Source organism: Roseateles sp. SL47 (assembly GCF_026625885.1).
Taxonomy (GTDB): Bacteria; Pseudomonadota; Gammaproteobacteria; order Burkholderiales; family Burkholderiaceae_C; genus Roseateles.
Map to the genome: position 1 here is coordinate 2371129 of NZ_CP113068.1, position 14299 is coordinate 2385427.

General features: G+C 65.9%; 10 protein-coding genes. 5 read left to right on the forward strand and 5 right to left on the reverse strand.

Going from position 1 to position 14299, the window contains the following annotated elements; genetic code table 11:
• Window positions 1-29: 29 nt before the first annotated feature.
• The 5 genes from ugpQ to ugpB are packed head-to-tail and all read right to left on the reverse strand — an operon-like array spanning window position 30 to window position 5013.
• Window positions 30-782: a glycerophosphodiester phosphodiesterase gene (gene ugpQ / locus OU995_RS10265; protein ID WP_267835430.1), complete on the reverse strand. Its 753-nt coding sequence runs from the start codon at window positions 780-782 to the stop codon at window positions 30-32.
• 3 nt (window positions 783-785) lie between these two features.
• On the reverse strand, window positions 786-1934 hold the full coding sequence (locus OU995_RS10270) for a sn-glycerol-3-phosphate import ATP-binding protein UgpC (protein WP_267835431.1): 1149 nt from the start codon (window positions 1932-1934) through the stop codon (window positions 786-788).
• Window positions 1935-1936: 2 nt separating this feature from the next.
• Window positions 1937-2788 carry a sn-glycerol-3-phosphate ABC transporter permease UgpE gene (gene ugpE, locus OU995_RS10275; protein WP_267835432.1) on the reverse strand — a complete coding sequence of 284 codons (852 nt, stop codon included), beginning with the start codon at window positions 2786-2788 and terminating at the stop codon, window positions 1937-1939.
• A 12-nt stretch (window positions 2789-2800) separates the two neighbouring features.
• Complete coding sequence (gene ugpA / locus OU995_RS10280; RefSeq protein WP_267835433.1) at window positions 2801-3688, reverse strand: sn-glycerol-3-phosphate ABC transporter permease UgpA; 888 nt, start codon at window positions 3686-3688, stop codon at window positions 2801-2803.
• Window positions 3688-5013: a sn-glycerol-3-phosphate ABC transporter substrate-binding protein UgpB gene (gene ugpB / locus OU995_RS10285; RefSeq protein WP_267835435.1), complete on the reverse strand. Its 1326-nt coding sequence runs from the start codon at window positions 5011-5013 to the stop codon at window positions 3688-3690. The genes ugpA and ugpB overlap by 1 nt, the downstream gene beginning before the upstream one ends.
• A 423-nt stretch (window positions 5014-5436) precedes the next feature.
• Here ugpB and OU995_RS10290 point away from each other — a divergent pair, with 423 nt between their 5' ends.
• From OU995_RS10290 to OU995_RS10310, 5 genes are all read left to right on the forward strand, one after another.
• Complete coding sequence (locus OU995_RS10290; RefSeq protein ID WP_267835436.1) at window positions 5437-9330, forward strand: FAD/FMN-binding oxidoreductase; 3894 nt, start codon at window positions 5437-5439, stop codon at window positions 9328-9330.
• A 230-nt stretch (window positions 9331-9560) separates the two neighbouring features.
• The gene (locus tag OU995_RS10295; protein ID WP_267835437.1) at window positions 9561-10301 is read left to right on the forward strand and encodes a FadR/GntR family transcriptional regulator; all 741 of its coding nucleotides are present in this window, start codon (window positions 9561-9563) and stop codon (window positions 10299-10301) included.
• Between the two features lie 194 nt (window positions 10302-10495).
• On the forward strand, window positions 10496-11503 hold the full coding sequence (locus tag OU995_RS10300; RefSeq protein ID WP_267835439.1) for a Bug family tripartite tricarboxylate transporter substrate binding protein: 1008 nt from the start codon (window positions 10496-10498) through the stop codon (window positions 11501-11503).
• Window positions 11504-11704: 201 nt separating this feature from the next.
• Window positions 11705-13036 carry an enolase C-terminal domain-like protein gene (locus OU995_RS10305; RefSeq protein WP_267835440.1) on the forward strand — a complete coding sequence of 444 codons (1332 nt, stop codon included), beginning with the start codon at window positions 11705-11707 and terminating at the stop codon, window positions 13034-13036.
• Window positions 13037-13284: 248 nt separating this feature from the next.
• Window positions 13285-14268, forward strand: coding sequence for a Bug family tripartite tricarboxylate transporter substrate binding protein (locus OU995_RS10310; protein ID WP_267836233.1), 984 nt, complete (start codon window positions 13285-13287; stop codon window positions 14266-14268).
• Window positions 14269-14299 lie beyond the last annotated feature (31 nt).

Below are 14299 nucleotides of genomic sequence, written 5' to 3' on the forward strand. Positions count from 1 at the left end.
CCAACCATTAGCGGCCAGCCGCCCGCGCATCATGCCGTGGGACTGAACCGATCCACTGCATCCGTGATGATGCCGTCCACCCCATTGGTGATCAGCCATTGCGCCGTCGCCGCATCATTGACGGTATAGACCAGCGCCTTCATGCCCAGCCGGTGCAACTGCTCCACCAAGGCCTGGTCCATCAGCGCATAGTGGGTCACCACCGCCCGGCATTCCAGCGATTGGGCGATGGCCAGCGAATCGTCCTTCAGCTTGTCCAGCAAGAGCGCGCGGGGCACCTGCGGTGCGGTCTCCATTGCCCCGCGAAGCGCTTCCGGCTCGAAGCTGCTGAACAGCAGCGACACCGGGCCGGACTCCTTCCACAAGCGCATCACTTCCTGGCCGACCACCTGGCCGGTGCGCCGCTCATCCAAGGGGGTGGGTTTGATCTCGATGTTCAGTGCATGCTGATTGACCCGCACAAAGGCGGCAATCGCTTCCAGGCTGGCCGGCGGTTCCCCCGCATAGGCTCGGCTATGCCAGCGGCCGGCATCCAGCCGGGAGAGCTCGGCCCAGGTTCGGTCCGACGCACGGCCACGCGTGGTGGTGGTACGGTCCAGCGTGGCGTCATGCAGCAGAAACGGCACCCCATCGGCGGCCAGCTTCACATCGCATTCAAACGCGCGGTAGCCATGCCGTGCGCCTTCGCGAAAGGCCGCCAGCGTGTTTTCGGGGGCCAGCTTGCCGGCGCCACGGTGGGCAATCCAGAAGGGCAGGGACCAGGGCCAGGGATGCGCATCCATGAATCACTCCTCCACACGGCGGCCGTGGGTGGCGTCGAACCAGTGCAGGCGCACGGCCGGTGCCTGCATCCAGACAGTATCACCCGGATGCGGCGGATGGTCGGTCCCGGCGATGCGCAGCGTGAAGGCGGTGGGGTCGGTGCCGGCGCGGTGGCCGACTGGCCGGTCGCCGGACAACGGTTGCCCGCCCAGGTGCCCATACACCAGCCGTTCCGCCCCCAGCATCTCCACGAATTCCACGCGCAACGGCCAAGCGGTCGGGTCGGTCGCTTCGCTCTGGCCGGCACCGCCGCTCAGGGGCACGGCGTGCTCCGGCCGTAGCCCCAGCACCAGCTCGCCCTGGCGCGGCGCAGGCGAGGGCAGAGGCAGCGATGTCTGGCCCACCACAAAGCGGTCCCCCTCCACCCGGCCCCGCAGCAGGTTCATGGCCGGGGAGCCGATGAAGCTGGCCACAAAGGTGGTGGCCGGTCGGCTGTAGACCTCTTCCGGCGTGCCGAACTGCTCCATGCGGCCGGCATTCATCACGATGATCCGCTGGGCCAGGGTCATCGCCTCGACCTGGTCGTGGGTGACAAACAGCGCGGTCACACCCAGCTCCCGATGCAGCCCCTGGATCTCCAGCCGGGTCTGCACCCGCAGCTTGGCATCCAGGTTGGACAGCGGCTCATCAAACAGGAACACCTGCGGGTCCCGCACGATGGCGCGGCCCATGGCCACCCGCTGCCGCTGTCCGCCGGACAGCTCGCGCGGCTTGCGCTGCAGCAGATGCCCCAGCTCCAGGATGCGCGCGGCCTTGTCCACCCGGGTCTGAATGTCCGCCGCGCTCAGCTTGCGGATCTTCAGCCCATAGGCCATGTTCTCAAACACGCTCATGTGGGGATACAGCGCGTAGTTCTGGAACACCATCGCGATGTCCCGGTCCGCCGGCTCCACATCGTTGACCACACGGCCACCGATGTCGATCTCGCCGCCGCTGATCTCTTCCAGGCCGGCCACCATCCGCAGCAGCGTGGACTTGCCGCAGCCCGACGGGCCGACGATGACCACGAACTCACCGTCCTGGATCTCGGCATTCACACCATGGATGACCGGGTTGGCCTTGGCCCCGTGGCCATACTGCTTGACGACATTGCGCAGGGAAATGCTTGCCATGTTTATTTGTCGGTATCGACCAGACCCTTGACGAACCAGCGCTGCATCAGCACCACGACCAGGGCGGGAGGGATCATGGCGAGCACCGCCGTGGCCATGATGATGTTCCAGTCATTGGCGGCATCGCCGCCGCTGATCATGCGTTTGATGCCGATGACCACGGGGTACATCTGCTCATCGGTGGTCACCAGCAGCGGCCAGAGGTATTGATTCCAGCCGTAGATGAACTGGATGACAAACAGCGCCGCGATGCTGGTGGCCGACAGCGGCAGCAGCACATCCCGGAAGAATCGCAGCGCCCCCGCGCCATCGATGCGGGCGGCTTCCACCAGCTCATCCGGCACGGTCAGGAAGAACTGCCGGAACAGGAAGGTGGCCGTGGCCGAGGCGATCAACGGCACCGTCAGCCCCGCATAGCTGTTGAGCAGCTGCAGGTCGGCCACCACTTGATAGGTGGGCCCGATGCGCACTTCCACCGGCAACATCAGCGTGACAAAGATGGCCCAGAAAAACAGCTGCCGCATCGGGAAGCGGAAGTACACGATGGCAAAGGCTGAGAGCAGCGAAATGGCAATCTTGCCCACCGCAATCAGCACGGCACAGACCAGGCTCACCCACATCATGCGCGCCACCGGCGCATTGGAGCCCGCGCTGCTGCCGCTGCCGGTGAGGGCCGCCTGATAGTTCTCCAGCAGATGGCCGCCGGGCACCAGCGGCATCGGGGCCTGGACGATGGCCTGCGCCGTCTGGGTAGACGCCACAAAAGCGATGTAGAGCGGAAAGGCCACGATCAGAACGCCCAGCACCAGGATCAGGTGGGAGAGCAGTGTGAGCGCGGGTCGGCGTTCAACCATGAAGACACCCGTTCAGTAATTGACCTTGCGCTCCACGAAGCGGAACTGGATCACCGTGAGCACGATCACCACCGCCATCAGCACCACGCTCTGTGCGGCCGAGCCGCCCAGGTCCATGGCCTTGAAGCCGTCGTAATAGACCTTGTAGACCAGGATGGCCGTGTCCTTGCCGGGACCGCCCTGGGTGGCCGCATCGATGATGCCGAAGGTGTCGAAGAAGGCATACACCACATTGATCACCAGCAGGAAGAAGCTGGTGGGCGACAGCAGCGGGAAGGTGATGGTCCAAAAGCGCTTCCAGGGGCTCGCGCCATCAATCGCCGCCGCTTCCAGCAGCGACTTCGGGATGGACTGCAACCCGGCCAGGAAGAACAGGAAGTTGTAGGAGATCTGTTTCCACACGGCGGCGGCCACCACCAGCGTCATCGCGTGGCCAGGATTCAGCAGATGGTTCCACTCGAAGCCCAGGCGCGCCAGCCCGTCAGACACCACCCCCATCGAGGGCGCGAACATGAAGAGCCACAACACCCCCGCAATCGCCGGGGCCACTGCATAGGGCCAGATCAACAGCGTGCGGTAGAGGGTGGCGCCCCGCACCACCCGGTTGGCCATCGTGGCCAGCAGCAGCGAGATGCCCAGGCCCAGCACGGCCACCAGCAGCGAGAACACCGCCGTGGTGCGGAAAGAGGCGAGATAGCCCGCGTCATCCCACAAGCGGCTGAAGTTCTCCAGCCCCACCCAGTCCACCGCGAGCCCGAAGGCATCCTGCTGCTGCAGGCTCTGCAGCAGCGCCTGGCTGGCCGGCCAGAAAAAGAACGCGCCGATGACGGCCGCCTGGGGTGCCAGCAGCACCCAGGGCAGCCATCCCGAGCGGAAGACAACGCGCTTCTGCTGGCTCATCAGAGTTTGGCCGACTTCTGGAAGCGTTCCAGCAGCTCGTTGCCGCGTCGCACGGCATCGTCCAGCCCCTGCTTGGGCGCCTTGCGGCCGGCCCAGACCTGTTCCAGTTCCTCATCCACGATAGTGCGGATCTGCGGCAGGTTGCCCAGGCGCACGCCACGGCTCTTGTCCGTGGTCTTTCGGATCATCTGGGTCACGGCCACATCGGTGCCAGGGTTGGCCTGATAGAAACCGCTCTTTTCGGTCAGCTCATAGGCCGCCTTGGTGACCGGCAGATAACCGGTGCGCTGATGGCTTGCGGCGGCCACTTCCGGGCGGGCCAGGTATTGCAGGAAGGCGGCAACGCCCTTGTATTCCTGCGGCTTCTTGCCCGCCATCACCCACAGGCTGGCGCCCCCGATGATGGTGTTCTGCGGCGCCCCCGGCACATCCGGGTAATACGGCAGCGGCGCAATGCCGGACGCGAACTTGGCGCTCTTCTTGATGTTGGCATACAGGCCGGACGAGCCGGTCTGCATGGCGCATTCACCGGACACAAAGGTGGCGTCGGCGGTATTGCCACGGCCCTTGTAGACAAACAGCCCCTGCTTGGCCATGTTGGCCAGGTTCTCGATGTGGCGCACATGCAGCGGCGAGTTGAAGACCAGCCGAGCATCCAGGCCGCCAAAGCCGTTGTTGCGGGTGGCGTATTCCACGTTATGCCAGGCCGAGAAGCTTTCCAGCTGCGTCCAGCCCACCCAGCTGGTGGTGAAGGGGCACTTGTGGCCGGACGCCTTGAGCTTGGCGGCGGCGGCGGCCACTTCCGGCCAGGACGACGGCGGCTTGTTCGGGTCCAGCCCGGCGGCCTTGAAAGCGTCCTTGTTGTAGTGCAGGACGGTGGTGGAGCTGTTGAACGGGAAGCTCAGCATCTGGCCGTTGGGCGCGGTGTAATACCCCGCCACCGCCGGCACATAGGCGGAGGTGTCGAACTTCACCCCGGCTTGCTTCATCAGCTCGCCCACCGGCACCACGGCCCCCTTGCTGGCCATCATGGTGGCGGTGCCCACCTCAAAGACCTGCAGGATGTGAGGGGCGTTGCCGGCACGGTAGGCGGCAATGGCACCGGCCATGGACTCGTCATAGGCACCCTTGTAGACCGGCACCACCTTGTAGTCCTTCTGGCTGGCATTGAAATCCTTGGCCAGGTCGTTCACCCAGTCCCCCAGGCCGCCGCCCATGGAATGCCACCACTGGATTTCCGTCTGGGCCTGGGCGGTGAGGGGATGGGCGGCCAGTGCGGCCACGAGCAGAGCCGCCGGTGCGGCGGCAAGCAGGGAAGTCTTCATGGGTCTCCAATGCTCCAAAGGATGTTGTGACGGCGTCACGCCGGACGCCGCAGAGCTTATGAAGCCATTGTGACACCCGCCGCAGGGGCGAATGACCGCTTGGCACCCAGCGAACACTGGGGGAAGCCCTCTTTGGGTGTCCCTCTAGAGGCCCCGGACCACGGCGGCCTTCTGTCCCTAAGGTAGGATTCCGACCATTGCCCCGCCCGGGCCGGCCGACATCCAGGCCTTTCGCGAACGCCATACCAGTGCCAGACCCCGGTCCGGCGCTGGCGGACCAAAAGTCCGGGCGCTGCCCGACCCCGGGGCCACGGTTGTCACCGTCCGGTTTCCAGTGTCCCAGCCTGGCCCTTCGCTGCATGCGCCGGGCCGCAACCCAGGGTGTTCACGCACCTGGCCGCCATGAATGCACCGCATCTCCTGATGCCCGCCGACCCCGCGATGGCCGGCGATCTGACCCAGACCCACGCGCCCGCACCCCGGCTGCGCGAGATTCCCTACAACTACACCTCTTTCTCCGACCGCGAAATCGTCCTTCGTCTGCTGGGTGCGCGCGCCTGGGAGCTGCTGGACCAGCTCCGCGGCGAGCGCCAGACCGGCCGTTCCGCCCGCATGCTGTATGAAGTGCTGGGCGACATCTGGGTGGTCCAGCGCAACCCCTACCTGCAGGACGACCTGCTGGACAACCCCAAGCGCCGGGAAGCGCTGATCGGGGCCTTGCGGCACCGGCTGACCGAAGTGCAGCGGCGCCGCCATCCGGAAGACGACACCCAGCGGGACGCCTGGGTGGGCGAACTGCTGACCGCCGCCGAAGCTGCGGTGGCCGCTTTTTCTCACCAGTTTGAACAGGTGGCTGAGCTGCGCAAGCGGGCCACGCGGGTGTTTGCCCGCCACACCGCCAAGGACAACGTCAAGTTCGACGGCCTGTCGCGGGTGGCCCATGTGACCGACGCCACCGACTGGCGGGTGGAATACCCGTTTGTGGTGCTCACCCCGGACACCGAAGCGGAAATGGCGGCCCTGGTGGCCGGCTGCTTCGAGCTGGGCCTGACCGTCATCCCGCGGGGCGGCGGCACTGGCTACACCGGGGGCGCCGTGCCGCTGGTGTGGAACACGGCGGTGATCAACACCGAAAAACTCGAAGCCATGCGCGGCGTGGAGATGATGGTGCTGCCCGGCATGGACCGGGAAGTGCCGACCATCTTCACCGAGGCCGGCGTGGTCACCCAGCGCGTGTCGGACCTGGCCGAGCTGCATGGATTTGTCTTTGCGGTGGACCCGACCTCGGCCGAAGCCTCCTGCGTCGGCGGCAATGTCGCCATGAACGCCGGTGGCAAGAAGGCGGTGCTGTGGGGCACGGCGCTGGACAACCTGGCGTCCTGGCGCATGGTCACGCCCGAAGCCAAATGGCTGGAAGTACACCGCATCGGTCACAACCTGGGCAAGATCCATGATGTGGAGGTGGCGAGCTTCGAGCTGCGCTACTTCGATGCCACCGGCAAGAAGCTGGAACGCACCGAGCGTCTGGACATTCCGGGCCGCACCTTCCGCAAGGAGGGGCTGGGCAAGGACGTGACCGACAAGTTCCTGGCCGGCCTGCCTGGCATCCAGAAGGAAGGCTGCGACGGCCTGATCACCAGCTGCCGCTGGGTGGTGCACCGCATGCCGGCGCATGTGCGCACCGTCTGCCTGGAGTTCTTTGGCAATCCCAAGGACTGCGTGCCGTCCATCGTGGACATCAAGGACTTCATGTTCGCCGAGATGAAGAAGCCGGGCGGGGCCATCCTCGCCGGGCTGGAGCATCTGGACGACCGCTACCTCAAGGCGGTGGGCTACGCCACCAAGAGCAAGCGCGGCGGCCTGCCCAAGATGGTGCTGATCGGCGACATCGTGGGGGACGATGCGGATGAGGTGGCCCGTGCCACCAGCGAGGTCGTGCGCCTGGCCAATGGCCGTTCGGGCGAAGGCTTCATCGCCGTCAGCGCCGATGCCCGCAAGAAGTTCTGGCTGGACCGCAAGCGCACCGCCGCAATCTCCAAGCACACCAATGCCTTCAAGGTGAACGAGGACGTGGTGATTCCGCTGCCTCGCATGGGTGAATACACGCTGGGCATCGAGCGCATCAACATCGAACTGTCGCTGCGCAACAAGCTGCAGCTGGTGGACGCGCTGAAGGAGTTCTTCTCCAATGGGTCGCTGCCGCTGGGCCGCAGCGACGATGCCGGCGAGATCCCCAGCGCCGAACTGCTGGAAGACCGGGTGCAGCAGGCGTTGTCGCTGCTGGACGAGATCGGCACGCTCTGGCGCACCTGGATGCAGCAATTGGATGTGCAGCAGCCCGAAGGCCGCAGCTTCTTTGAACTGCTGCAGGACTACACCCTGCGCGCCAGCTGGCGCACCCAGATCCTCAAGCCGCTGCAGGACATCTTTGCCGGGGCGGCCTTCACGCCCATCCTGGCCGAATGCAAGCGCATCCACAAGGAGGTGCTGCGCGGCCGGGTGTGGGTGGCGCTGCACATGCATGCCGGCGACGGCAATGTGCACACCAACATTCCGGTGAACTCCGACAACTACGAGATGCTGCAGACGGCGCATGAAGCGGTCGGCCGCATCATGACGCTGGCCCGCTCGCTGGATGGCGTCATCTCGGGCGAGCACGGCATCGGCATCACCAAGCTGGAATTCCTGACCGACGATGAGCTGGCCAACTTCGCCAGCTACAAGGCCAGGGTGGACCCGGAAGGCCGCTTCAACAAGGGCAAGCTGCTGCGCCCCACGGCCGGTTCGCAAAGCACCTTTGCCGACCTGACCAATGCCTACACGCCCAGCTTCGGCCTGATGGGGCATGAGTCGCTCATCATGCAGCAGAGCGACATCGGCGCCATCAGCGAGTCCATCAAGGACTGCCTGCGCTGCGGCAAGTGCAAGCCGGTGTGTGCCACCCATGTGCCACGCGCCAACCTGCTCTACAGCCCGCGCAACAAGATCCTGGCCACGTCGCTGCTGGTCGAGGCCTTCCTGTATGAAGAGCAGACCCGCCGGGGCGTGTCCATCAAGCATTGGGAAGAGTTCGAGGACGTGGCGGACCACTGCACCGTCTGCCACAAGTGCGTGAATCCCTGCCCGGTGAAGATCGACTTCGGCGATGTCACCATGAACATGCGCAACCTGCTGCGCAAGATGGGCAAGAAGAGCTTCCGCCCCGGCAATGCGGCGGCCATGTTCATGCTGAACGCCACCAATCCGGAAACCATCAAGGTGGCCCGCGCGGCCATGGTGGGCGTTGGCTTCAAGGCCCAGCGCATGGCCAACCGGCTGCTGGGCGGCCTGGCACGCAAGCAGACCCAGGCGCCTCCCGCCACCGTGGGCAACGGGCCGGTGAAGGAACAGGTCATCCACTTCATCAACAAAAAGCTGCCGGGCGGCCTGCCCAAGAAGACGGCACGGGCACTGCTGGACATCGAGGACAAGAACTACGTCCCCATCATCCGCAACCCGGCCACCACCCGGTCGGATGCAGAAGCGGTGTTCTATTTCCCCGGTTGCGGTTCGGAGCGGTTGTTCAGCCAGGTGGGCCTGGCCACCCAGGCCATGCTCTGGCATGCCGGGGTGCAGACGGTGCTGCCGCCGGGCTACCTGTGCTGCGGTTATCCGCAGCGCGGCTCCGGCCAGTTCGACAAGGCCGAGAAGATCATCACCGACAACCGGGTGCTGTTCCACCGCGTGGCCAACACCTTGAACTACCTGGACATCAAAACGGTGGTCGTCTCCTGCGGCACCTGTTATGACCAGTTGCAGGGCTATAAGTTCGAAGAGATCTTCCCCGGCTGCCGCATCGTGGACATCCACGAATACCTGCTGGAGAAGGGCGTGACGCTGGAAGGCAAGCAAGCCTATCTCTACCACGACCCCTGCCATTCGCCGATGAAGCTGCAGGACCCGATGAAGACGGTGAAGGCGCTGGTTGGCCCCGAGGTGATGAAGAGCGAGCGTTGCTGCGGTGAAAGCGGCACGCTGGGCGTGACCCGGCCGGACATCTCTACGCAGGTGCGCTTCCGCAAGGAAGAAGAGCTGCGCAAGGCCGAGACCCAGTTGCGGGCCACCGGCAAGGTGGGCGCGCAGGAGAACCTCAAGATCCTGACCAGCTGCCCGAGCTGCCTGCAGGGCCTGAGCCGTTACGGCGGCGACTTGCAGAATGGCCTGCTGGAAGCGGACTACATCGTGGTGGAAATGGCTCGCCAGATTCTCGGGGAGCAGTGGATGCCCGAGTACGTGGCCCAGGCCAACAACGGCGGTATCGAGCGCGTGCTGGTCTGACGGGGGGGGGGCTTCTTCACCCCTTGCCGGTCTGCGGGGTGGCCTCTGCCTTTGCTTGCCGGACTGCGCCGGCTGCTTCTTCCTGCGTCGGCCCCAGGGCTGGCTGCCTCCTCCGGCCGGCCCAAGTGCCGGCTGCCTTCTCCGATGCCGGCCCCAGGGGCCGGCTTTTGTTTTCCGTTGGTAAAAGCTCGGTGGCGAATTTATCTGAGTTGTCGTACAACCCCTGTCCAATGAACGCCCGTCCGTCCCTTCGTCGCCCCCGCAGCCTGGCCCATGGTCTGGTCGAGTCGCTGGGCGAGCGCATTCGCACCGGCCAGTTGGCCCAGGGCGACAAACTGCCCACGGAAGCGGCCATCATGGCCGAGTTCACCGTCAGCCGGACGGTCGTCCGCGAGGCCATTTCCAAGCTGCAGGCCGCAGGTCTGGTGGAGACCCGCCATGGCATCGGGACCTTTGTGCTGGGCATGGGGGAGGGGGGGGCGTTTCGCATCTCTGCGGACCAAATGGCCACCTTGCATGACGTGGTGGCCGTGCTGGAACTGCGCATCGGCGTGGAAACCGAAGCTGCCGCCCTGGCCGCCCAGCGCCGCACTGAGCGCCATCTGGAGGTGATGCGCGAGGCGCTGGAAGCCTTCTCCGCCGCCGCTGAAGCCGGCCGGGACGCCGTGGGCGCGGACTTCCAATTCCATCTGGAAATCGCTCGCGCCACGGGCAATCCGCATTTTGAACAGCTGATGTCCACCCTGGGCGCACCCAGCATCCCGCGGGCCCGGCTGGCGACCGAACAACCGGATGCCGCCGCCCAGCGGGAGTACCTGCGCCGGGTGAATGCCGAGCACGAAAGCATCCTCAATGCGATTGCCGGGCAGGACAGCGAAGCGGCCCGTGCCGCCATGCGCACCCACCTGGCCAACAGCCGGGAGCGCCGTCGCCGCGCCGCGCAGGCCCTGCGGGAGCAGGGCGGCGCTTAGCTACGTGTAAGTCCTGATCCGATCGGCCCCGCTGCCCGGTTGTCAGAGCTCCGATTGCACTTGTATGATGACTGACAACAAGGCCGCCGCACGTCGTTATACAGAAGTCGTTGTGCAGAACGTTGTAGAAAGAGCGGTCCGTTCGGATTCGGTCCCCGTCCAAGGCAGGGCAGGGCCGGCAACTGGAGACACTGATGAACCGCTTGATCCGCCGCCTGAGCTCAGGCCTGGCTTCCGCCCTCTTCACCCTGGGTCTTGGCGCAAGCCTGGCCAGTGTTGCGGTCAGCCCCGCGCTGGCCTCGGGCTTCCCTGACAAACCCGTCACGATGCTGGTGCCCTTCCCGCCGGGCGGCACCAGCGACTTCCTGGCCCGCGCCATGGGCGCCAAGCTGCAAGCGAAGTGGGGCCAGACGGTGATCGTGGACAACCGTCCCGGCGCGACGGGCACGCTGGGCACCGCGCAGATCAAGCGTTCCACACCGGACGGCTACAACATCCTGGTGTCGTCGCTGGGGCCCTTTGTCATTGCACCGCATCTGCTGAAGTCGGTGCAGTACGACGCCCTCAAGGACCTGGACCTGCTGACCGTGGCGGTGCAGGCGCCCAATGTGCTGGTGGTGCCGGCGTCGTCGCCGCTGAAGTCGCTGAAAGATGTCATCGAAGAGCTGAAGAAGCGGCCCGGCCAGGTGACCTTCTGCTCCTCCGGCAATGGCTCCTCGGACCACCTGACGGCGGAACTCTTCTGGCTGCAGACGGGCACCTCCGGCCTGCATGTGCCCTACAAGGGCGGTGGCCCGGCCATCAGCGACCTGCTGGGGGCGCAGATCGATGCGTCGTTCCAGAACATCAATTCGGTGCTCTCTCACATCCAGGCCGGCAAGCTGCGGGCGCTGGCGGTGACAGGCGACAAGCGGTCGGCGGTGCTGCCGGATGTGGCCACGCTGAGCGAGCTGGGCGTGAAGGGCGCGGATGTGTATTCGTGGCAGGGCGTGGCCGTGCCGCGCGGCCTGCCCGCCGCACTGCGCACCCAACTGGTGAAGGACATGACCAGCGTGCTGCAGGACCCGGCGATCCAGAAGCAGTTCAAGGATCTGGGCTTCGAAATCGTGGCGAGCAATCCGGACCAGGCACAGGCCTTCCAGAAGGCCGAATACGCGCGCTGGAAGCAACTCATCGAAACGCGAAAGATCACTGCAGATTGATTGGGACCCCCCCTACGCGCTGCGCGCGCCCCCCAGGGGGCAGTCGGAGCCCGGCAAAGCCGGATCTCCGGACTCGGCTGGGGGCGGGCGGCAGAACGACTGGCTCGGTCGCGTAGGGATGGCGGCCGCCCTTGGTGGGGCTGGCGCGAGGGGGATGGGTGAGCGGCCACCTTTGTGGGGTGGGGCGTTGAAGGAGATGTGATGACAAGTCCTTTGGTGAAGTCGGCGCGGGCCATTCCGGTGGCAGGGCGCGATGGAATGTTGATGAACCTGAGCGGCGCACATGCGCCGTTTTTTACCCGCAATCTGCTGGTCCTGGAGGACAACGCCGGGCATGTGGGTGTGGCGGAAATCCCGGGCGGCGAATCGATCCGCAAGACGCTGGAAGAGGCCGGGCAGATGCTGATCGGGCAACCCGTGGCCCGGTGGAATGCGCTGCTGGCACAGGTCAAGGCCCGCTTCCAGAACCTCGATGTCGGCGGGCGCGGCCTGCAAACCTTTGACCTGCGCACCACCATCCACGTGCTCACCGCCGTGGAATGCGCGTTGCTGGATCTGATGGGCCAGCACCTCGGGGTGCCCGTGTGCGAGCTGCTCGGCGAAGGCCAGCAGCGCGATGCCGTGCCGATGCTGGGCTATCTGTTTTTTGTGGGCGATCGCACGCGCACCGATCTTCCATATGTCAGTCCGGAAGATGAGCCGCAAGGCGATGCCTGGCTCGCCCAGCGCCATCGCACCGCCATGACGCCGGAAGCCATCGTGGCCCAGGCCGAGGCCGCACAGGCCCGTTATGGCTTCAAGGACTTCAAGCTCAAGGGCGGTGTGCTGGCCGGTGAAGCCGAGGTCGAAGCCATCCGCGCCCTCAAGGCCCGTTTCCCGGACGCCCGCATCACGCTGGACCCCAACGGCGGCTGGCTGCTCAAGGACGCCATCCGTCTGCTGCGCGACCTGGGCCCGGTGCTCGCGTATGCCGAAGACCCCTGTGGCGCCGAAGACGGCTTCTCCGGCCGCGAGGTGATGGCCGAGTTCCGCCGCGCCACCGGGCTGCCCACCGCCACCAACATGGTGGCCACCGATTGGCGGCAGTTCATCCATTCGCTCACCCTGCAGTCAGTCGATATTCCGCTGGCGGACCCGCACTTCTGGACGATGTCCGGCGCCGTGCGTGTGGCCCAGACCTGCCGGGATTTCGGCCTGACCTGGGGCTCCCATTCCAACAACCACTTCGATGTGTCGCTGGCCATGTTCACCCATGCCGCAGCCGCCGCGCCCGGCCGCCTGACCGCCATCGACACCCACTGGATCTGGCAGGACGGCCAGTTCCTCACCAACCAGCCGCTGCGCATCGTCGGCGGCGAGGTGGCCGTGCCCAAGGCGCCGGGTCTCGGGGTGACGCTGAACATGGAAGCGGTAGCCGCCGCCCACCAGCTCTACCTGCAGCACGGTCTGGGCGCCCGCGACGACTCGGTCGCCATGCAGTTCCTCATCCCCGGATGGCGCTTCGATCCCAAGCGGCCCTGCATGGTGCGGTGAGACTCGCCAGCTTCTTTTTGCTTCCGAGCCTCCCGGTTCACCTTCCAGTTCCCTGTTCACCATCCCCCCGGCGCGGCGCGCTCCTTCCGAGAGTCCTCCAGGAGATCGCCAGATCCCGCCGCCCGGGTACCGATGCCTTCCACCCCCTTGGAGCGAGACACATGCGATTCCAGACATTGAAGGCCCCTGTCCCTGGGCCCGCTGCCCCACCCGCCTGCGGCATGACGCCGGACATCAGCGCCGGCGGGATGGCCCGCGTGCGGACCACCGTGCGCGCCGCCGTTGTCACCACCCTGGCCGCAGCCGCGCTCAGCGTGGGCGCCAGTGGCGCCTGGGCGCAGGCCTGGCCGACCAAGCCGGTGCGCATCATCGTGCCCTACACCCCCGGCGGCTCGTCGGACATCATCGCCCGCGCCATCCAGCCGATGCTGTCGGAAGCGCTCAAGCAGCCGATCATCATCGACAACAAGCCAGGCGCCAGCGGCAACCTCGGTGCCGATGCCGTCGCCAAGGCCACCGATGACCACACGCTGCTGATGTGTGATGTGACTGCGCTGGCCATCAGCCCGTCGCTCTACACCAAGCTGGCCTTTGACCCGTCCAAGGACCTCAAGGGCGTGGCCATGCTGGCCTACAGCCCCCACTTGCTGGTGGTGCATCCCTCCGTGCCGGCCAACAACCTGAAAGAGCTGGTGGCCTTGTCCAAGACCTCCAAGATCGACTTTGCCGTCACCGCCATGGGCAGCGCCCCCCACCTGGCCGGCTTTGCCGTGGCGGCGGCCACCGGTGCGAAGTGGGAATACATCCCGTACAAGGGCGGCTCGCAAGCCGTCACCGACACCATCGCCGGCCAGACCCAGGTGCTGATGAACGGCATGCTGGCCACCTTGCCCTTTGTGCAGAACGGCAAGCTCAAGGTGCTGGGCGTGAGCAAGTCCACCCGCGTGCCGCTGCTGCCCCATGTGCCCACCATCGCCGAGCAGGGCGCCCCCGGTTTCGAATCCGGCACGTGGCAGGGCATCCTCGCCCCGGCCAGCCTGCCGCCTGCTGCCGTCAGCAAGCTGTCGGCAGAACTCATCCGCATCATCCGCTCGCCGGACCTGCGCGCACGCCTGGCGTCGCAAGGGGCCGAGGTCAACACCATGAACCCGACCGAATTCAACACCTTCTTCGCGAAGGAGCGGCAGAGCTGGGCCGCCGTGGTGTCCAAGAGCGGCATCAAGCTGGACTGATCACCGCACTGATTGATCCCACGACTGAATT